Annotated in this window: 18 protein-coding genes; 1 reads left to right on the top strand and 17 read right to left on the bottom strand. The window is 44.0% G+C overall.

Annotated elements, in window-relative coordinates; all coding sequences use genetic code 11:
* Positions 1-12: 12 nt before the first annotated feature.
* The 11 genes from AC59GT_RS03780 to mraZ all read right to left on the bottom strand — a co-directional run bounded on the left by AC59GT_RS03780 (position 13) and on the right by mraZ (position 13,038).
* Positions 13-1,161 (bottom strand): POTRA-like domain-containing protein, encoded by a 1,149-nt coding sequence (locus AC59GT_RS03780; RefSeq protein ID WP_497236392.1) that lies wholly within the window; start codon positions 1,159-1,161, stop codon positions 13-15.
* Entirely contained in the window at positions 1,154-2,509 is a 1,356-nt protein-coding gene (gene murC, locus AC59GT_RS03775; protein ID WP_497236391.1) for a UDP-N-acetylmuramate--L-alanine ligase, read from the bottom strand. Before murC ends, AC59GT_RS03780 begins: the two co-directional genes overlap by 8 nt.
* Positions 2,510-2,558: 49 nt before the next feature.
* Positions 2,559-3,719: an undecaprenyldiphospho-muramoylpentapeptide beta-N-acetylglucosaminyltransferase gene (gene murG / locus AC59GT_RS03770; protein WP_497236390.1), complete on the bottom strand. Its 1,161-nt coding sequence runs from the start codon at positions 3,717-3,719 to the stop codon at positions 2,559-2,561.
* Positions 3,720-3,771: 52 nt separating this feature from the next.
* The gene (locus AC59GT_RS03765) at positions 3,772-4,917 is read right to left on the bottom strand and encodes an FtsW/RodA/SpoVE family cell cycle protein (RefSeq protein WP_117384229.1); all 1,146 of its coding nucleotides are present in this window, start codon (positions 4,915-4,917) and stop codon (positions 3,772-3,774) included.
* A 24-nt stretch (positions 4,918-4,941) separates the two neighbouring features.
* Complete coding sequence (gene murD / locus AC59GT_RS03760) at positions 4,942-6,333, bottom strand: UDP-N-acetylmuramoyl-L-alanine--D-glutamate ligase (RefSeq protein ID WP_497236389.1); 1,392 nt, start codon at positions 6,331-6,333, stop codon at positions 4,942-4,944.
* Between the two features lie 51 nt (positions 6,334-6,384).
* The gene (mraY, locus tag AC59GT_RS03755; RefSeq protein WP_497236388.1) at positions 6,385-7,626 is read right to left on the bottom strand and encodes a phospho-N-acetylmuramoyl-pentapeptide-transferase; all 1,242 of its coding nucleotides are present in this window, start codon (positions 7,624-7,626) and stop codon (positions 6,385-6,387) included.
* A gap of 98 nt (positions 7,627-7,724) precedes the next feature.
* Positions 7,725-9,185, bottom strand: coding sequence for a UDP-N-acetylmuramoyl-L-alanyl-D-glutamate--2,6-diaminopimelate ligase (locus AC59GT_RS03750; RefSeq protein ID WP_497236387.1), 1,461 nt, complete (start codon positions 9,183-9,185; stop codon positions 7,725-7,727).
* Positions 9,182-11,284: a penicillin-binding protein gene (locus AC59GT_RS03745; protein ID WP_117384233.1), complete on the bottom strand. Its 2,103-nt coding sequence runs from the start codon at positions 11,282-11,284 to the stop codon at positions 9,182-9,184. The genes AC59GT_RS03750 and AC59GT_RS03745 overlap by 4 nt, the downstream gene beginning before the upstream one ends.
* The gene (locus AC59GT_RS03740; RefSeq protein WP_497236386.1) at positions 11,281-11,685 is read right to left on the bottom strand and encodes an FtsL-like putative cell division protein; all 405 of its coding nucleotides are present in this window, start codon (positions 11,683-11,685) and stop codon (positions 11,281-11,283) included. Before AC59GT_RS03740 ends, AC59GT_RS03745 begins: the two co-directional genes overlap by 4 nt.
* Positions 11,682-12,584 (bottom strand): 16S rRNA (cytosine(1402)-N(4))-methyltransferase RsmH, encoded by a 903-nt coding sequence (gene rsmH / locus AC59GT_RS03735; RefSeq protein ID WP_497236385.1) that lies wholly within the window; start codon positions 12,582-12,584, stop codon positions 11,682-11,684. Before rsmH ends, AC59GT_RS03740 begins: the two co-directional genes overlap by 4 nt.
* Positions 12,577-13,038 (bottom strand): division/cell wall cluster transcriptional repressor MraZ, encoded by a 462-nt coding sequence (gene mraZ, locus AC59GT_RS03730; protein WP_497236384.1) that lies wholly within the window; start codon positions 13,036-13,038, stop codon positions 12,577-12,579. The genes rsmH and mraZ overlap by 8 nt, the downstream gene beginning before the upstream one ends.
* Positions 13,039-13,202: 164 nt before the next feature.
* Here mraZ and purU point away from each other — a divergent pair, with 164 nt between their 5' ends.
* On the top strand, positions 13,203-14,027 hold the full coding sequence (purU, locus tag AC59GT_RS03725) for a formyltetrahydrofolate deformylase (RefSeq protein ID WP_497236383.1): 825 nt from the start codon (positions 13,203-13,205) through the stop codon (positions 14,025-14,027).
* 25 nt (positions 14,028-14,052) lie between these two features.
* On the opposite strand, the gene AC59GT_RS03720 is transcribed toward purU, so the two are convergent.
* The 6 genes from AC59GT_RS03720 to AC59GT_RS03695 all read right to left on the bottom strand — a co-directional run bounded on the left by AC59GT_RS03720 (position 14,053) and on the right by AC59GT_RS03695 (position 19,808).
* Complete coding sequence (locus AC59GT_RS03720) at positions 14,053-15,564, bottom strand: glycoside hydrolase family 32 protein (RefSeq protein ID WP_497236382.1); 1,512 nt, start codon at positions 15,562-15,564, stop codon at positions 14,053-14,055.
* A gap of 386 nt (positions 15,565-15,950) precedes the next feature.
* Positions 15,951-16,370 carry a VOC family protein gene (locus AC59GT_RS03715; RefSeq protein WP_497236381.1) on the bottom strand — a complete coding sequence of 140 codons (420 nt, stop codon included), beginning with the start codon at positions 16,368-16,370 and terminating at the stop codon, positions 15,951-15,953.
* 187 nt (positions 16,371-16,557) lie between these two features.
* Positions 16,558-16,812: a hypothetical protein gene (locus AC59GT_RS03710; protein ID WP_497236380.1), complete on the bottom strand. Its 255-nt coding sequence runs from the start codon at positions 16,810-16,812 to the stop codon at positions 16,558-16,560.
* 34 nt (positions 16,813-16,846) lie between these two features.
* A complete protein-coding gene (locus AC59GT_RS03705) occupies positions 16,847-18,703 on the bottom strand; it encodes a CocE/NonD family hydrolase (protein WP_497236379.1) in 1,857 nt (618 codons plus the stop codon).
* 137 nt (positions 18,704-18,840) lie between these two features.
* Positions 18,841-19,275 carry a GNAT family N-acetyltransferase gene (locus tag AC59GT_RS03700; protein WP_497236378.1) on the bottom strand — a complete coding sequence of 145 codons (435 nt, stop codon included), beginning with the start codon at positions 19,273-19,275 and terminating at the stop codon, positions 18,841-18,843.
* Positions 19,266-19,808 (bottom strand): YcxB family protein, encoded by a 543-nt coding sequence (locus AC59GT_RS03695; protein ID WP_497236377.1) that lies wholly within the window; start codon positions 19,806-19,808, stop codon positions 19,266-19,268. The genes AC59GT_RS03700 and AC59GT_RS03695 overlap by 10 nt, the downstream gene beginning before the upstream one ends.
* Positions 19,809-19,817 lie beyond the last annotated feature (9 nt).

Below are 19,817 nucleotides of genomic sequence, written 5' to 3'. Positions count from 1 at the left end.
ATAAATAAGATTTTAAGTAGATGTCTTTTTAGTCGTTTTTTTTGCGCCTTGCTTTACTGCCTTGGTAACTGCCGGCTTTGCAGTTAGTTTAGTTGCTTTAGCTTTTTCAGGCTGCTTTTTAGCTGCGGCTTTAACAACCGCTGGTTTAGTCAGTTTAGCTACTGATTTACTATTGCTTGTTGTTGTAGTAGCTGCTACTTTGTGTACTACAGGTTTACTTTCCGCAGTTTGCTTTTTCACTTCTGGTTTGGCAACATTGCTACTAACCAGGGCCAGTGTAACCGAATCTGTTGATGCAGCACTGCCAGCCATTACATTGCGTATAGAATCGGCAGTTGCTTTGCGCGCCGCTTCTTTTTTCGCCATTGCTAACGAGTCCAGCAAGGTTTGGTTTTTTACGCCGATCACCTGGTTGGTATATTTAATGTTGATCTGCTTGTAAGCATCCCATCCTACCAACGGCACCGCTTGTTTGTAAAACGCTTTCAGATTATTAAAACGAACATCGAGAGAATCGGCATTGCCCAGCAATATGCGCTGATTACCCACTCTGGGCACTAATTCTATTTCGTGATCCTGGTTAACGTATATCTGTGCTATTTGTGCGTCCCAAAGTGAATCTTTTCTGATGAAATCTGCCGTAGCAAATATCTGCTTAGCCAAACCAGTGTGCAATGAATCTACCTTATTAGCAAATAGCTCGTCTATGTACCCGTTAGCGGCAATTACACGTGCTGTGAAGCTTTGCGATAACGGCATTTTTAATCCATGCTGATCTATATAGAAATCCTGGTCAAACCGGTTCATTACGCGCAGGATTGGTTGGCGCTGGCTAACTTCTACCTGTATCACTCCATCCATATCCACGTATACTTTAGCAAACTCCACAAAAGGGTTATTTTTAAGCCTTTCTTCCAACGCGTGAATATCTATTGCTTCTATACGGCGGCCAATCAGCGTATGGCTATCCATTTCCAGGATATTGTCCACTTCCTGCCTGTCTATAAAGTAATGGCTGCCGGGTATATATACCTTAATGGCCTTGCACACCACTTCAGATTTTTTTACCTCGATGAAACTCATAAGCACCACCAACCCGGCTAAGCTGATAGTCCAGCCCAAACCAATAAGCAGTGGTTTCCAAATGCGTTTCTTAAACATTTTCTAATACATTTTTAAGTGGTTGAACAAGCTGGTCTATATCGCCTGCTCCTACGGTTAAAAGTAGCTCAGGTTTCTCAAACCGCACAATATCAATAGCTTCTTGTTTTCCACATTTTCGTTTACCCGGCAATTTCATCCTGTCCAGCAACATATCGCTGGTTACACCTGGTAGGGGCAACTCCCTTGCAGGATAAATATCAAGTAACAGTAACTCATCCGCCATATCCAATACCTCAGCAAAGCCGTCAGCAAAATCACGCGTCCTGGTAAACAGGTGTGGCTGGAAAATTACCGTCAATTTCTTCTGCGGGAACAGCTTTTTTACAGACGATATGGCAGCTCTTAACTCTTCAGGATGATGTGCGTAATCATCTATATAAATGTGCTTTTCAGTTCTAACTATATATTCAAACCTGCGCTTAATGCCTTTAAATGAACCTAGAGCCAGTTTGATCGCATCTGCAGAAATATCTAGCCTTAATGTAGCAGCTATAGCAGCTACGGCATTTTCCACGTTATGAATTCCGGCTATGCCCATCTTAATATCAGGGATGTAAACGCCTGCACTACTAAAATCAAAGTAAAAGCTGCCGTCCTCAATCCGGATGTTGGTTCCGTTAGCATCGGCATTTGTATCAATGCCATAGGTGTAGCCGCCATCCAGTGGCAAGCCTTTTTTACGGATGAGCACGCCACCCTCTTTAATCTGCGAAGCAAACAACCTGAACGACTCCTCCAATTGCGAATGATCTCCATAGATATCAAGGTGATCGGCATCCATTGAGGTGATCACTGTAGTGTCAGGATTGAGCGTCAGGAACGATCTATCGTACTCATCAGCTTCAACCACTACGATATCGTTGTTACCGTACAGCACATTAGTATTATAGTTGGATGATATGCCTCCAAGAAATGCGGAACAATCCTTGCCGGAGTCTTTCAAAATATGGGCGATCATGCCCGATGTGGTCGTTTTTCCATGGGTACCCGCAACCGCAATAGTGAACATCCCACGGCTGATAATGCCTAAAACCTGAGACCGCTTTTGCAGATCGAAACCGTTACTTCGGAAGTAGTTTAATATTGCCGAATCCTGAGGAATAGCAGGTGTAAAAATTATTAGCGTACCATCGCAGGGCTTTTGAAAACTCATTGGTATCCAGTCTACCCTATCTTCAAATATCACCCGTATTCCTTCGTTATGCAACGCATCCGTCAGCGGGGTACTTGTTTTATCATATCCACATACAACCGCACCTAAATGATGAAAATAGCGCGCAAGGCCACTCATGCCTATGCCGCCAATCCCTACCAGGTATACACGTTGTATGTTCTTTAATTCCATTTTACTCGTTTAAAAAAGGCTAGCCCCGCCACAGCGGAGTTAGCCAGATTCAATTGTTGTTTGTTATTTGGATAACTTCTTTCGCAATTACATCATCGGCGTCCGGCATAGCCAGCTTACCTATGTTATCGCTTAATTTCTTTTGTAAATCTTTATCGTTTAAAAGTTCAATCGCCTTGTCAATCAGTTGTGCTTCGGCATCGCGGTCGGCAACTAATAAAGCTGCGTTCTCCTGTACCAATGCAAGTGCGTTCTTGGTTTGATGATCTTCGGATACGTTTGGCGATGGCACCAGTATAACGGGTTTCTTTATTACGCAAAGCTCTGCTATGGTACCGGCTCCGGCACGTGAAATAATCACGTCCGCAGCAGCATAAGCCAGGTCCATGCGATTTAGAAACTCCACGACCGCTATGTTCGGGTGGATGTCCTTACCCAATTGCTCCAGTATGCTCTTATAATAGAACTTACCTGTTTGCCAGATCACCTGCACATCGGCCTTAACAATCTTATCCAACGCAGCCAGTACACTGTTATTAAGCGTACGTGCGCCAAGGCTCCCGCCAGTAATTAGTATAGTTTTTTTCAGGTTTGATAGCTTGTAGAGCTCCAATCCCTCTTTATGCTTACCCTCAATGTTTACCGAGTCTTTACGAATAGGATTACCTGTTTTAATAATTCGCTCAGCAGGAAAGAACTTAGCCATACCGTCGAAAGCAACGCATATCCTTTTAGCTTTCTTCCCTAACCATTTATTGGTAATACCCGCATATGAGTTTTGCTCCTGTATGAGGGTTGGAACTCCCAGCAATGATGCAGCATACAATAGTGGCCCCGATGCATATCCTCCAACTCCAACGCAAGCATCCGGTTTAAAATCCTTTATGATCTTTACTGCCTTAAGCACACTGCCGACCAGCCTAATCGGAAACATGATGTTTTTGAGAATAGATTTACGTTGAATACCCTGTATGTCTAAACCGATGATTTTGTAACCTGCAGCCGGCACTTTTTCAATCTCCATACGCCCGGTTGCGCCAACAAATAATATCTCCGTGGCAGGATCAATCTTCTTTAGCGCATTGGCAATAGAAATAGCCGGGAAGATATGGCCACCCGTACCGCCGCCGCTGATGATAACACGCAGCGCAGCTTTCCTTCCGGTTGCGGAGAGATTTTGATTGCTTTTGTTGCTACCTTGTGTTTTCATCTATTGCTCGTATCTTCTAAATTATTTTGTATTCAATTAGTAGCCGGGGGTATTATGCCTCCCGAATCTCTCCTACAACAACTTTCCTTGGTTCGTCAATATCCCTGCTAACAGAGAGTATAATACCAAATGCCACACTTGTGAACAATATGGATGTACCACCCATACTAACCAATGGCAATGGCACGCCAGTTACTGGACCTAAACCTACAGCTACAGCCATATTGGCAAACGCCTGAATGGTCAAGCTAAAACTTAAACCCGCCGCCAGCAATGCGCCGAAAGCCTTAGGCGCTTTTGTTACTATCTTGATACATCTGTATAGTAGAAACAGGTAAATACCCACCAGCATAAAGCCGCCAATCAGTCCATATTCCTCAACAATGGTTGCGTATATAAAATCTGAATATGGGTGAGGAAGGTAGTTACGCTCGGTACTGTTACCCGGGCCCTTTCCCACAAAGCCTCCGGTAGCAATAGCTATTTTAGAGTGATCGCTTTGGAATGACTTATCAGGATTGGCTTTTTCGGGATGCATAAAGGCCTGTATACGCGACACGTAAGTAGCACGCCTTGGGCCTAAAAATATTACCCCGGCAAGCAACACCATACCCGCTAGGCACACTACGGATATTTGTTTAATGCTAATACGCCCAATAATTAACAGCAGTATACTTACACCAAACAGCATGAGTGCCGTTGATAAGTTTGCAAGTGCAATAAGTATAAACACCAGGCATACCGACCCCATGATAGGGATGAATGACTGTTTTACATCCTTGATGTTTTCCTGCTTACGCGATAAGGTACGCGCCAGGTAAGTTATTAACGCCAGCTTAGCTAAGTCAGAGGTTTGGAAGGTTAAGCCAGTACCCGGGATGGCTATCCAGCGACTTGCATCGTTCACGTGGCTACCAAATACAAGCGTATAAAGCAGCAGCGGTATAGTGATGATCATTAATAACTTCGATATTCCGGCATACCAACGGTAGTCTAATCGGTGGGAAATATACATAAGCGCCAAACCACCAAACAACATGAACATATGCTTCATGAGGTAAGACTCGGCACCTGTATTGTGCTTATAAGCAATGGTGCCGGTTGAGCTATACACCGCCAGCAGAGATATCAACGATAGCAGTATGACTATAAGCCATATCCACCTGTCGCCTTTTACATTTTTTAATATCTGATCCATCCCTTTGTTAATTGACTAATATTATTAAAGCTCTTTAACTGCTTCTTTAAACTGCCTGCCCCTGTCTTCGTAGTTTTTGAACAAATCAAAACTCGCGCATGCTGGTGACAGCAGAACAGTATCCCCTTTAGCTGCCAGATGATACGCGACCTGCGCTGCTTCAGATGCAGATGATGTATTTACAATAACTTCTACGTCATCCTCAAAAGCATCATGAATACGCTTATTATCTTTACCAAGGCATACAATAGCTTTCACCTTTTGCTTTACTAAGTCGCGCAGCATAGCGTAGTCATTCCCTTTATCTACACCACCAAGGATAAGCACAACATCTGTAGTCATACTTTCAAGCGCGTACCAGGTGCTGTTCACGTTGGTAGCTTTACTATCATTAATAAAGCTAATGCCTGATATTTTAGCCACGAACTCCAGCCTGTGTTCAATGCTCTGGAAATTGCCCATGCTCTCTCTAATCGTTTCGTTGCGCAACTCTAGTACTTTCGCAACAATGCCCGAAGCCATTGAGTTGTAAAGGTTGTGCTTTCCCTGCAGGGCCAGTTCGGTAATCGACATTTGGAAATGTTGTTGATGTAGATTTATGACAATATTGTCGTTTTCGAGATATGCTCCCGGTTCTATTTTCTTATTTATTGAGAAAGGCAGCTGCTGTGCAGCTATTGCTTTTCCCTCCATTATTTTAATTGTTTCAGCATCGTCTGCACAATAGATGTAAACGTCTTCGGCACTCTGGTTTTGCGTTATCCTGAATTTAGATGCGGCATAGTTCTCCAGTTTATAGTCGTAGCGGTCCAGGTGGTCGGGTGTGATATTCAACAACACCGCTATGTTAGCTCTGAACTTGTACATATTGTCCAGCATAAAGCTGCTTATTTCCAGTACGTAGTAATCGTATGTATCGGTAGCTACCTGGTAGGCAAAGCTTTTACCAATGTTACCAGCCAAACCAACATTCAATCCAGCGTTTTTAAGAATGTGGTAAACCAGGCTGGTAGTAGTTGTTTTTCCGTTTGAGCCCGTGATGCATATCATTTTTGCATCTGTGTAACGACCAGCAAACTCTATCTCCGATATTACCGGCGTGTTTTGTGCAAGCAGTTGCTTAACGACAGGCACTTTGTCCGGAATTCCAGGACTTTTAACAACTTCATCTGCGTTCAGTATCAACTCGTAGGTATGGCCGTTCTCCTCAAAGTTTATAGCCCAATCCTGCAATTGCTTTTTATAGTTATCCGCAATAGGACCAAAATCAGAAACAAACACTTCGTAACCTTTCTGTTGAGCAAGGTATGCAGCACCAACACCACTCTCACCCGCGCCGAGAATAGCAATTCTCGCTCCGTCCACCCTTTTTTGGGCGAAATCCTGTTGAGCTGAACTGCTTGGTTGTGTAGACATTGTTTCTTATTCTATCTGTTGTTATATTCTCTGGTACTCACTCGGGACTGTTTATCTCAATTTCAATGTTATCACGGTGATGATGGCCAGCATAATACAAATGATGTAAAAGCGGGTAACTATCTTAGACTCGTGAAAGCCCTTTTTTTGATAATGGTGATGAAGCGGCGCCATCAGGAAAACACGCCGCCCTTCGCCAAAGCGCTTTTTAGTCCACTTGAACCATCCTACCTGTATCATTACCGAAAAATTTTCTACAACAAAAATTCCGCAGAGTACCGGTATCATCAGCTCCTTGCGAATCATAATTGCAAAAACTGCTATTATCCCTCCTATTGCCAAACTGCCGGTGTCACCCATGAAAACCTGTGCGGGGTAAGAGTTGTACCACAAGAAGCCTACACACGCACCTACAAACGCACCTGCAAAAATCACAAGCTCTGCAGAGTTTGGTATGTACATAATGTTCAGGTAATCGGCTATTAGAGTATTGCCCGATACGTATGCCAAAATAGCCAGCGTAAGCCCTATAATGGCTGATGTACCTGTCGCCAGGCCATCTATACCGTCCGTAATGTTGGCACCATTAGATATAAAGGTGATGATGATTATGGTAAAAAACATGAATACTACCAGTGCATAATGCTCGTAACCCTTACCCAAAAACTTAAGCACCTTACCGTAATCAAACTCGTTATTCTTATAGAAAGGCATTGTTGTTTTGGTAGACTTAATGTCCTGTGTATATACAGGTTTATCCCCCCGCATATGAAAACGAACAGGGACATCATACTTCACCGGTAACTGCACTTCCTGGCGGATGAGGATATTGCTGTTGAAATACATTGTAAACCCAATAAACAGCGCAAGACCAACCTGCCCGGTTATCTTAAAACGGCCTGCCAACCCTTCTTTGTTCTTTTTAAAAACCTTTATGTAATCATCCAAAAAGCCAATTGCACCCAGCCAAACCGTTGTAACCAGCATCATGATAATGTAAATGTTATCCAGCTGTGCAAAAAGCAACGTTGGTATTAGTATACCCAAAAGGATGATAACACCACCCATTGTTGGAGTGCCGGATTTTTGCATCTGGCCTTCCAGACCAAGATTGCGTACGGTTTCGCCAACTTGTTTAAAGCGGAGATAATCAATTAACCTTCTGCCATAAACAGTAGTAACCAACAAGGAAACAATAACAGCCATCGCCATACGGAACGTGAGGTATTGGAATACCCCCGCGCCCGGGATACTGTAATTTTTGTTTAAGTAGTTAAACAGGTAATATAGCATTGGCTAATTTGCTATGCAGATGCGCCAAGCGCACCTTGCAGATCTGTATAAATTTGGTTAATTGGTTATTCGTTTATTATTACTCTTATCACTCGCACTTAAATCATGTCTTTAAACTGGTTCTCCAGTTCTTCCATATCGTCGAAATGGTTTTTTACCCCATTTACTTCCTGGTACTTCTCGTGACCCTTTCCTGCCAGGAGGATGATATCTCCCGGCTGCGCCAGCATACACGCAGTTCTTATTGCTTCTCTCCGGTCAGCTATGCTCAATGTATTTCTTTTAAAAGCCGGATCAATACCAGCTTCCATATCTTTAATAATCTGCGCCGGGTCTTCGGTCCGAGGGTTATCTGATGTCAGGATCACCTTGTCGCTCCATTCAGTTGCAACCTTTGCCATAACAGGACGCTTGGTTTTATCCCTGTCACCGCCGCAACCGATAACTGTTATTACTTTCTCTTTGCCTTTACGGATATCATGAACAGTGCTTAACACGTTTTGTACAGCATCCGGGGTATGGGCATAATCAACAATGCCGATCACTTTATTAGGTGCCACAATGTACTCGAACCTGCCTTCTGCACCAGTCAGCTTGCTTAAGCTGATAAGCACTTTAGACCTATCCTGCTCCAGCAGCATTGCCGCAGCGTAAACCGCCAGTAGATTGTATGCGTTGAAAGTACCAACCAGTTTGAACCAAACTTCTTCGTTATCAATATTCAGCAAAAGGCCGCCAAACTGGTTTTCAATAATACGGGCACGATAGTCGGCCATACTCTTGAGACCATAGCTCTTTTTATGTGCTGATGTGTTTTGTAGCATCACGCTACCATTCTTGTCATCACCGTTAGTTAACGCAAATGCGCTTTTAGGCAAGCCATCAAAGAAGGCCTTTTTGGCTTTCAAATAGCTTTCGAACGTTTTGTGATAGTCGAGATGATCGTGCGTAAGATTGGTGAATATTCCCCCCGAAAACCGTAAACCTTCTATCCTGTGTTGCGCAACAGCATGGGAGCTAACCTCCATAAAGCAGTAGTCGCAGCCCTCATCTACCATATCCGCCAGTAGCTTATTAAGCACTACAGGGTCCGGTGTAGTATGGGTAGACGGGATAATACGTCCGTTAACCTGGTTCTCAACAGTAGATAATAAACCGCACTTATACCCCATATCTCTAAACAGCTTATACAGCAGCGTTGCTACGGTAGTTTTGCCATTGGTGCCGGTTACGCCAACCAGTTTGAGATTACTGGACGGGTTTTCATAAAAGTTAGCAGCGATAGTACCCAGAGCTTTGGCAGAATTAGCAACCATCAAAAAATCTGCTTCCTGTGCGGTATGTGCCGGAAGGTCTTCGCAAATAACTGCTACTGCACCTTGCTTTACGGCTTGTTCTATATAGTCATGGCCGTCCACCGCGGTGCCTTTAAGCGCCACAAACAAGCAGCCCGGCTCCACCTTACGTGAATCAAAAACCACTGCAGATATCTCTACATCCGCACTTCCCTGCAGCTCGGTAAAAGCTACTCCTTCCAGTATGTCGCTTAAATATCTCATTGCAGTTCTATTATTATTTTTGATCCGCGTGGTATCTGGCTGCCGCCAGTAACCGATTGTGTACTTACACTGCCGCTGCCTTTTACGGCCACCTTATAACCCGCATTGCCCAAAACGTAAAGGGCATCGCTCAACCCCATCCCAACAACATTTGGAACGGTCCCCGCTTTTACCCTGTTTTCTTCAAAGGCAATGCCGCTACTGGTATCAATGCCATTTGCTGCAGCGTTTGTAGAGGCATATAAAGGCTTTACCCCTAGCTTTTGATAAACCTGTTTAAGCGCCTTTAGATTGCCATGCTTGTACTGCGGTAAAGTTGTATTACCTACATACCGTACCGGTGGGTGCTCTATACCCAGGCTGCTTGCATAAACCTTCTCGCATATTTCCTTAAACGCAGGCCCTGCTGTAGAAGCAGCATAATAGCCGTTCTTAGGATCGTTTATTACCACGATAAGCGAGTACTTAGGGTTATCTGCCGGGAAATAACCGCAGAAAGATGATTGATATTGCTTCTTCCCTTTATAGCCGTTGCGGCCGTCGGCAACTTGTGCGGTACCGGTTTTTCCGGCTATTTTGAACATTTCACTCTTTACGTTAGTTTTACCGGTACCCTCACTTACCACACCTTCTAACATTTCCTGCATTTTCTTCAGCGTCACGTCTGAACAAATTTTGTCGTTGATAACATGCGCCTGAAAGCGTTCTACAGTGTTACCAAGCCTTCTGATCTCCTTCACAAAAATTGGTGATACGTATTTACCATTGTTGGCAACCGCATTATAGAACGACAGCATTTTAAGCGGTGTTAATTGCATCTCATAACCATATGCCATTTGCGGAAGGGTCATGTATTTGTTCCAGCTTGCATTTTTCGGATTCTTCACAACCGGTTGAGCTTCGCCCGGTATTTGCAAACCAAACTTTTCATTCAGGTGCCAATCGTATAAATGGTTGGTGAATTTAGCCTGATTGTTGGTGTAGTAACGATTTACCAGTGATGCCACAGCCGCGTTTGACGATTCTTCGAATGCCTTTTTCACCGTAACTGTACCTATACTGCCGTGCGAATCTTTGATGATATGGCTATTACCCGGTATTTTGTAATTTTCGGTACTTACCAGGTTATTAGTGTCAATCATCTTATCTTCCAACAAAGCCATGTAAGACACTACTTTGAATGTAGAACCGGGATCCTGATTACCTGCAATAGCGTAGTTAAACTTTTCTTTAAAACTACCATCGGGCATTTTGGTATAATTAGCCATTGCGCGGATCTCGCCCGTAGCTACTTCCATCAAAATAACAGTACCATGATCGGCGTTGCTTTTAATAAGTTGTTTCTCCAACGCGCTTTGAGCAATATCCTGGAAGTTAATATTAATGGTGGAAATAATGTCAGCCCCCTCTTTAGGAGCAACCTCTTCTTCATCATTAACCGGTATCCAAACACCGCCTGCAAGTCTTTGCTCAAGGCGTTTTCCACTTTCGCCATTTATATAACTTGCAAATGAACCCTCAAGGCCAACCGCATTTCTTACGTTTTCATTCTTGTATCCTATGGTACGTGCAGCGAGCGAACGAAACGGCAGTATACGCTTATTTTGAGCTACCACTATTAACCCGCCTTTGTACTTACCCAGGTTAAAAACAGGAAACTTCCTGATTTCCTTAAGCTGCTTGTAAGTAACCTTACGTCTAACCAACTGGTAACGGGATCCTTCTTTACGTGCTTCACGGAAAATACGTGAGTACTCGCGCGCTGGTCTGTCGCCAAAATACTGCGACATTTTCATGGCCAAAGAATCTATCTTTTCGTCAAATGCTTTATCATCGGCAATGCCGCCAGCAAGCATATCCATATGTAATTCATATTCAGGAACCGATGTTGCAAGTAAAGCCCCATCATCAGAAAAGATGTTACCTCTTGCTGCTTCAATAGTGCGGTAGCGGGTAGACATCTGCTGAGCCATACTCTTCCACTTTTCGCCCTGTGCAAGCTGCACCCGGCATAATTGAAAAACTACCGCCGCTGCAAAAAGCAGGATCAACCCGAAAGCGAGATAAACCCTTAGTAATATATTGGTCCTGATACTCATTGCTGCCCACCCTCCTTTACTACTATTTTTTGTGGCGGCTGCTCAGATGCCCTTATACCCAAAGTATCTGCACGTTTAGCTACCTCAGTCAAAGTGCTTTTAAATGCAAGTTCAGCCTTGGTGCTTTTATATTCCCAGCTCAATTCTTTAACTTCTTTACCTATTTTATCAATATCCCGCACAGTGTTATCGGCCATGTGCCTGTTACCTATGTAAAGCATGCCCAATAACACCAGGAACAGCACAAACGGCAAAGCACGGGTAGCATCATCTGTAGTAATGACCCCGTTCTTCAAAAACTGAGTAATAAAGTTGTCCGGAATTTCCCTTACAGGCTTCTCCTCAACTACCAGCTCCTTTTCAGCTTCTTCTTCCTGAATTTCTGTGCGTAAACGGTTCATTTCTTTACAGCTATTCTGAGTTTTGCACTGCGTGCCCTGTTATTGTTTTGTATCTCGTCTGCAGTTGCAGTTATTGCGCCGCGGCTTACCGCGTCAAACGGCTTGTTATCGTTACCATAAAGGTCCTTTTCCACCTCACCACTGAACTTTCCCTTTGCTATAAAATTCTTCACCAGCCTGTCTTCAAGTGAGTGGTAACTCATCACTACCAACCTGCCACCTACAGCTAATACCTCTGCTGACTGCATCAGGAAGTCTTTCAACGCTTCCAACTCCTGGTTAACCTCGATGCGAAGCGCCTGAAATACCTGCGCCAGGTATTTGTTCTCTTTTCCGCGAGGGATAAGGTTTTGGATTGCATTCTTCAGATCAGCAACGGTGTTTATAGGCCCGTTTAACCTGGCTGTTACTATTGTTTTTGCAAGTGATTTAGCATTCTGGATTTCACCGTACATCCCAAAAATGCGGTGAAGATCAGCTTCGCTATAATTATTAACTACTTCCTTAGCGCTAAGCTCCGACGACTGGTTCATGCGCATATCAAGCTCAGCATCAAAGCGGATAGAGAAACCACGCTCGGCCTGGTCAAACTGATAGGATGACACTCCCAAATCAGCCAGTATACCGTCAACCGGTATAGCATTATGCAGGCGACTAAAGTTTTTCAGGTACCTGAAATTCTGATCTATAAAAGTGAATCTACTGTCGTCAATTTTATTCTGCTGCGCGTCGGCATCCTGGTCAAACGCCAGCAATTGGCCATCATCACCCAGGTGCTTAAGTATTTCACGCGAATGACCACCTCCACCGAAAGTAACATCAACGTAGGTACCGCCGGGCTTTATGTTTAAAGCCTCAATACATTCGTTCAGCATAACAGGGGTATGATAATTACTCATTTACCCTCCTTTTATTACCCATTACTTCCTCGGCCAGTTCAGCAAAATTTTCAGGCTCGTTCGCTATCATCGCTCTGTGCGCTTTCAGATCCCAAACCTCTATTTTATTCAGCATACAGGTAAGCACTACATCTCCTGTAATACCGGCGTGCTCCATCAGGTTTTTTGGCAGGTTTATCCGCCCTGCACCATCCGGAACCATGGTGGTTGCCCCACCGGTAAAATATCTTACAAACTGAATGCTTTTTCTATCGTATTCATTAAGTTTGCTCAGTTCGTCCAATCGTTTGTCCCACTCTTTTTTGGTATAAATTACAAGGTAATTCTCGAGCCCGCGGTTGATCACAAGACCCTCAGCATCAGCCTCTGGAAGCTGCTTCTTGAGGCCTGCAGGGATCATCATCCGCCCCTTGGCATCTAGTTTACACTCGTATTCACCGGTTAAGTAGGACATTCTTAATGGTCGACAATTTTTGTAACGTAAAAGTAAATTACTTTTCCCACTTTCTAACACTTTTTACCACCAAAAAGTTTTCAACACTTTTATGGCCTGAAAGCCTGTGACTTAAGGTCAATAATTATAGCTTTACCGCCAATGATTTTACCCCCTTTTAAGTGATGATTATTGTAATACAGTGTACCGATCAAATAGGGCTTGTAGCTGCCATTTCCGCACTGCTTGCAGAAAAAAAGATGAACATAACAGCCATGCAGGAGCATGTTGACAATGTAGAAAAGCTATTCTTTATGAGGCTTGAAGTTGATGGAACAACGGTAGATCAATCAATATACAAAGATCTGGAGCAAATACTCCCCCAAGGTGCTGTTATTAAGATAGACCCGGGCACAGCAAAAAAGATTGTTGTATTAGTTACAAAAGAATATCATTGCCTTGCGGACATATTGATACGCAACCATTTCAATACCCTTAGTGCTGTAGTACAATGCGTGGTTGGCAACCATATGATCCTTAAAGACATTTGCGACAGATTTGATATTCCATTTCACTATGTTCCGTTCGAAGGAGACGCTGTTGATTTCGAAAATAGGCTACTGAACACTGTTGAGTCCTATGAATTTGATTACCTCGTCCTGGCTAAATTCATGCGGATACTGTCAGCCTCATTCGTAGAACGTTTTACCCGAAGGATTGTCAACATCCATCATTCATTTCTGCCCGCATTTGCAGGGGCCAGCCCCTACAGGCAGGCCTATGAGCGCGGCGTAAAGCTGATTGGTGCGACCGCTCATTACGTTACAAATGAGTTGGACGAAGGGCCGATTATTGCCCAGCAGATTATACCGGCTGGCCACTCCTTCACCGTAGCAGATATGGTAAAAGCCGGTCAGGAAATTGAAACCGCCGTATTGGCGAGAGCTTTGAAACTGGTATTCGACGACCGCGTGTTCGTATTTAAAAACAAAACGGTGGTATTAGAATAATCAGCACCCTGCAAGATTCAGCCTACTACCAAATGGATTTCAATGGAGTGATGCTGACCTTGTTTACCACTGAACCTTTCGCAGTTTGAATACTGATGTGATTGTATGGCTTAGTCGCAAAGAATATGCTGGCTAAATTACTTAACCCACCATCTGCAAACATTTCTACAGAAGTTCCGTCCACAACAACATCTACATCTAACGTTTCTTGACCAGAGAACCTGGGAACATATGCCAGTTTGCTAAAATTCTTGTTAAAATCAGTTTTACCAGATTTATCCCGCTCAATAAAGTAGCGATCACTTTTTTTATTGTAGCCTATTAACAGCGATTCACCTGCATCGTTAAATAGGTTAATAAACAAGTCTTCTTTGGCAGCAGAAAGCTTTAATCGATAATATGAAGGCATCTTAATAAACGATGCCACATCTCGGCCTTTTGCTAGTACTGCAGACGGAATATCGATCGATTTTAATGCAATGCCCGCCATTTCTTTTGCCGGCGTAGAGGTAAGGTATATTTCACTATCTACCTGTTTTAACCCAAGTTCGCGGGGAATTGTCATAGTACTACGCCAGGTACTTGCGGGCACCTGGTTAGCGTACTCCCAATTGCTCATCCACCCCAGGAATATACGCCTGTTGCCTGTATTACTCCAGGTTATGCCCGCATACTCATCCGGCCCAAAGTCCGCCCACTTTACGTTTTCGTTCATTGGAGTGAACGTTTTGCCGTTAAAATCGCCGATAAAGTATTGTGTAGCCGAACCGCCGTTCGGCCCGCCGGGATTAATGTTGACAATGAGCACCCAGTGTTGTTTGCCGTTGAGCGTCATCGGGAAAAGATCCGGGCACTCCCAAACACCGCCATGTGCACCCAAGTGTTCACCAAATTCGCTTTCCTTTTTCCATGTTTTAAGGTTGGGCGAAGAGTAAAACGTTATCCGATCTTTAGTCGCCAGCGTCATTACCCATTTATGCTGAGGCGCGTACCAGTAAACCTTCGGGTCGCGAAAGTCTTTTATTCCGGGGTTCTTTAAAACCGGGTTACCTGCGTATTTAGTCCACGTTTTACCCTCATCCAGACTGTAGGCTATACTTTGGTTCTGGAAGTTATCTTTACCGGCCTTTTCACCTATAGGGTCATGATGCGTAAATATTGCTACCATTGGCACCTTGCCGTTTTTACCAAAACCAGATGTGTTATTTACATCAATCACCGCGCTGCCGCTGAAGATATACCCGAGTTTATCCGGATAAAGCGCAATTTTCTGCTCTTTCCAGTGGATCATATCTTTACTGGTAGCATGGCCCCAGTGCATGGGCCCCCACACTATGCCATCTGGATAATGCTGATAAAACAAGTGATATACACCTTTATAGTACACCATGCCATTAGGATCGTTCATCCATCCGGACTTTGGCGAAAAGTGGATCTGCGGGCGGTATTGTTCGTGATATAACTTTCCTGCTTTTTGGGCAAATGTATTAGCAGCTACAAGCAGCGCAAAAAATGGCAACAGGCATTTATATTTCATAACGGTTTGTTGGTTATTGGTAAAACTACATTATGCGCGGCAAAAAACATCATAGCGCAACTACTTTAATACGCCTGATCGGCAACGGGTGTTTCGTTTCGCATAAGCGAAACACCCGAAACAGCAATTTCAGATAAGATGCTGTACTACAGATACATCCAAATTAAAGCGAAACAACCCGAAACAGTCTGGAAATTGACGTCTAAATACCATGTCATTGACAATCAACTGGTTATATCTGAATTCGGTTTCATGAGCGCCAAACCGAAACACTTTAGGTGAAACACTTTTGATGAGCAGTGTAAACGGGATTACACTTAATAAGCCATCACAAATAAAACGCGATAAGCATTTATCTTTAAAGATTTCACGCTTATGCCGGTTCGTTACAATATCTGGTTAAACTCCAGCCGCTCACCGTCAGGACCTGTTATATTGAAATACTTGCAGCCCCGACCCCAAAATTGTAAAAAGACAGGTTCAGGTTCTATGATGTTAAAGCCTGCCTCTTTAATGGAGTGATAAGCAACTTCAATATCATCTACATCAAAAGCCACATGGTCGATATGGCCGTTGCCCCGGGAACGTATCTCGCTCAATCCACTCTCCGGCAGCTCGTAAAGTTCCATCATCATTTTGTCGCATTGCATCATTACGCAAGTGCCCGGCTCGCCTTTTTCATCAAAGCTTGCCTGCATTACGTTTTTAAAACCGAGCCTTTCATAAAACGCCTGCGAGCGCTTGAGGTCAGTCACAGGTATGCCGATATGCTGAATTGCTTTAATTTTAATATCTAAGCTTCCCAAATCATTAATTGATTAAAGTTTATAATACAAGGGAACTGTTAAAGTTCGCCCTCATCATCACTATACTTCTCAGTTATTCTTTTAACGCCGATATCCTGCATATTTCTACAAGTCTGCGCTATGTTTTTGTCATTCCATCCAAGCTCACCGGGCGTTAAAATACCAACGGTTTTTTGGGCAATATCTATTATACAAACTTTGGGACGGTTATCGTAAAAAAACCTTGCCCCTGGAATCTCGATATATTTCGTTTACGGTAAGTAAAGTGTACATCAGCGGCATGGTATTGCTCCTTCATCACTTTGCCAAAAGCATTCTTATTAACAAATTCAATTGTCTTTGTTTCGTTATCTATGTTAATGACTTTCGTTTCATACGACGTCAATCGCCTGTACATTACTGCAACTACAATAAAAGCAGCAAACAAGAGGAACAAAATCATACCGACTTTTAAGCACTATTACAGCATAATTAATTTACAACACCCTTACCCTTAAATAGCTTGGATTAGACTTAGAGGTATACACCCGGTGCCTTGCCTTCTTAAAGTCGGTGTCTTTAGCTTTCATGATGTCCTGGAATTGCTGGGTGTTCCTATCTATCAGCGGGAACCAGGTGCTCTGGATCTGTATCATAATGCGGTGGCCCTTTTTAAAGGTATGCAGCACATCCTGCAGCTCCCAGTTCACAGCGGTTACCTTGCCTGGCACAAATGGCTCGGGTTTTTCAAAGCTGTTGCGGTATTTACCGCGAATAGGTTCGCTGCGTACCATCTGCTCGTAACCGGCCATTTTCACCTCTTTACCTGTAAACTGGTTGTTGGTAGCCGTATCCGGGTACACATCAAGCACTTTAACAACCAGGTCTGCATCTGTACCGGTGGTAGAAAATTTAATGTTTGCCCAAATATTGCCTGCCAGGGTAACATCCTTATCCAGCACATCTGTTTTGTAGGTAAGCACATCAGGCCGTTTCTCGGCAAAGCGCTGGTCGGCAGTCATGTACTCTCTTGTCATATCGAAATCTGTACCGGCGATAAACGGAACCGGGTTCATCGGGTCAGATACATATTCTTTGTAGTCGACCATGGTGTTAGCCGGCGCAAAGAAGGACAGCTTACCGCCGGGCAGCAGGTACAGTTTCTGTTCCTTTGCTTCAACCGGCGGCCATTGCTTGTAGGCTTTCCACTGGTTTTCGCCAGTTTGGAAAGTGGAGACCTTTGGCAGGTCCAGCGGTGTACCCTTAAGGTAATGGCTAAAAAATGCGAATTCTATTTTATCGCGATAGAACGGACCTGTCGGGCCGCCAAAACTTACATCTCCTAAATGGTCGCCGTTACCACGTGCCCAACCGCCGTGCACCCATGGCCCCATAGCAAAGTAAACCGGAGTATTCGGATTTTTCTGAGCTAAGGTTTTGTAAGTGTTTATGGCGCCATAAAGGTCTTCAGCATCATACCAACCGCCGGTAACCAGCGTAGGTGTTTTAATGTCGTGCAGGTGGGTAAGCACGTTACGGTCTTTCCAATGCTGATCGTAATTAGGGTGATCCATCATCTCGTTCCATAAACGGATGGTGTCTTTAAAATACTTATCATTAGTATTCTTCATGGAACCCATGTCCATAAAGAACTTGTAACCATCGTTTGTACCGGGATCAAACCTGCCGCCGCGGCGCTGGGTAGGTTTATCGTCCTGTCGGTTTGTAAAGCCCGGGTAAAAGCCAAAGTTAGCCACCAGGAAAAACGCGCCGTTATGAAATGCATCATCACGCCATAAATCGGCAATAGGTGCCTGCGGCGATGCTGCCGCTAACGCGGGGTGCCGGCTTAATAAGGCTGTAGTGGTGTAAAAGCCTGGATAAGATATGCCCCAAACACCTACTTTGCCATTATTGTTAGGCACGTTCTTAAGCAGCCAATCAATCGTGTCGTAAGTATCGGTACCCTCATCAACATCCTTGTTGGTTTTGTGCTGCTCCAGTTCGGGCGTCATTTCCTCGTAAATGCCTTCGCTCATCCAGCGGCCACGCACGTCCTGGTAAACAAAAATGTAGCCATCATGCAGGAACGCGGGCGACGGGCCAAGGCTGCCCTTGTACTTATCGGGTCCGTATGGCGCCACACTGTAGCAGGTACGGTCCATCATAAAAGGATACTTCTTTGATTGATCTTTAGGGACGTAAACCGATGTGAATAGCTTTTTGCCATCGCGCATGGGTATCTGGTACTCGTATTTGGTGTAGTTATCTTTTATGTAAGCGGCATCGCCTTGTGCGCAGGAATAAAGCGCGAAAACAAGCATGCAGCAGGTGAAGAATAATGTCCTTTTCATTGGTTGGTTTTAGTGCTTAAAAGTAGCTGATTTTGTTGAATAAAAACCAGCATGTTGGGTTTGGCGGAGAGCGCAACAAGCTTTTTACAGAAACTGCTATTACCGGTCTTGCTACTACTTTATAATGTATGATCTACCTAGCGGCTTACAAATAAAAAGTACGGACCCTGATCGCCTATGCTTCTCCGTTTTATCTGCCAGCCTTGTGCTGCATAAAAGTCACAAGCGTTTTGGTTCATTTCCAGACACTTTAAACTAAACGGCTTGGGCGAAGCTTGCAGGGCTGTATTCAACAAGGCTTTACCAATGCCCTGCTTTGAAAAAGCCTGGTACACGTACAGGTGGTGGACAAAGGTATCTTCCATTGAAAAAGCTACGAAACCTACAATAATACCCCCAACTTCCGCAACAAATATTCGTTCGCCAACGGTATCCTTTTCAAAATCGTTCAGTTTAAACATCCGGGTATTTAGCCAGCTAAAGGTACTTACGCGACAGTCGAGGTACAAGGACTTTACCGCTTGCTTGTCAGCTTCAACAAACTCGCGTATAGTTGCGGGGCTTATTTCCATTTCCAGTTAGGTTCATGGGTAACCAATATATCAGGATTTTGCATTACGGACATAACATCGTCTACAAAGGTTGGGGTGGCTACGCTTGTTTTAGGAATAACCAGGCCGTCGCCGCTTTTGAGCCTGATAAAGTAATGGCTGGCAATCTCGTTTACTTCTGCCACCTCTCCGGTGTTTATCTTGCTTTCACCTGTAACATCGCGGGTTTCTATATAGTCCGGCCCAAATTTCAATACTGACTCTTTGCCGATCTTATAAGCCATTTTATCCCTAACAAATTTCCGATAGTTCTTTTTGTAGCTGTATCGTTGCAGCAGCGGATAAAACAACAAACTTATTAATCCGGCTGCAAAAAAATAATAGCTGTAAAAGCTATCACTTTTATTTATCAGCGCTGCTCCTATAACAAGCAGCAAGCCCGATATAGTTAGCCAGGCCTTACGCCGGGTACCTTGCGCGCGCTTACTTTTTGATGCCGAATACAGCAGGTAAATTAAATAGTCCTCTTCAGTTAAAACGATTGTAATAGTCATGCAAGCTTT

The organism is Mucilaginibacter sp. 320_HR (genome assembly GCF_059691875.1).
This window is presented reverse-complemented; position numbering and strand designations above follow the sequence as displayed.

Bases quoted from the DNA above. Each gene is read 5' to 3' on its own strand.
- AC59GT_RS03695 (WP_497236377.1), bottom strand. From the start codon at position 19,808: ATGACTATTACAATCGTTTTAACTGAAGAGGACTATTTAATTTACCTG.
- AC59GT_RS03750 (WP_497236387.1), bottom strand. From the start codon at position 9,185: ATGAGATATTTAAGCGACATACTGGAAGGAGTAGCTTTTACCGAGCTG.
- murG (WP_497236390.1), bottom strand. From the start codon at position 3,719: ATGAAAACACAAGGTAGCAACAAAAGCAATCAAAATCTCTCCGCAACC.
- murC (WP_497236391.1), bottom strand. From the start codon at position 2,509: ATGGAATTAAAGAACATACAACGTGTATACCTGGTAGGGATTGGCGGC.
- mraZ (WP_497236384.1), bottom strand. From the start codon at position 13,038: ATGTCCTACTTAACCGGTGAATACGAGTGTAAACTAGATGCCAAGGGG.
- AC59GT_RS03740 (WP_497236386.1), bottom strand. From the start codon at position 11,685: ATGAACCGTTTACGCACAGAAATTCAGGAAGAAGAAGCTGAAAAGGAG.
- rsmH (WP_497236385.1), bottom strand. From the start codon at position 12,584: ATGAGTAATTATCATACCCCTGTTATGCTGAACGAATGTATTGAGGCT.
- AC59GT_RS03705 (WP_497236379.1), bottom strand. From the start codon at position 18,703: ATGAAAAGGACATTATTCTTCACCTGCTGCATGCTTGTTTTCGCGCTT.
- mraY (WP_497236388.1), bottom strand. From the start codon at position 7,626: ATGCTATATTACCTGTTTAACTACTTAAACAAAAATTACAGTATCCCG.
- AC59GT_RS03780 (WP_497236392.1), bottom strand. From the start codon at position 1,161: ATGTTTAAGAAACGCATTTGGAAACCACTGCTTATTGGTTTGGGCTGG.
- AC59GT_RS03700 (WP_497236378.1), bottom strand. From the start codon at position 19,275: ATGGAAATAAGCCCCGCAACTATACGCGAGTTTGTTGAAGCTGACAAG.
- AC59GT_RS03710 (WP_497236380.1), bottom strand. From the start codon at position 16,812: ATGATTTTGTTCCTCTTGTTTGCTGCTTTTATTGTAGTTGCAGTAATG.
- murD (WP_497236389.1), bottom strand. From the start codon at position 6,333: ATGTCTACACAACCAAGCAGTTCAGCTCAACAGGATTTCGCCCAAAAA.
- AC59GT_RS03720 (WP_497236382.1), bottom strand. From the start codon at position 15,564: ATGAAATATAAATGCCTGTTGCCATTTTTTGCGCTGCTTGTAGCTGCT.
- AC59GT_RS03765 (WP_117384229.1), bottom strand. From the start codon at position 4,917: ATGGATCAGATATTAAAAAATGTAAAAGGCGACAGGTGGATATGGCTT.
- AC59GT_RS03745 (WP_117384233.1), bottom strand. From the start codon at position 11,284: ATGAGTATCAGGACCAATATATTACTAAGGGTTTATCTCGCTTTCGGG.
- purU (WP_497236383.1), top strand. From the start codon at position 13,203: ATGATTATTGTAATACAGTGTACCGATCAAATAGGGCTTGTAGCTGCC.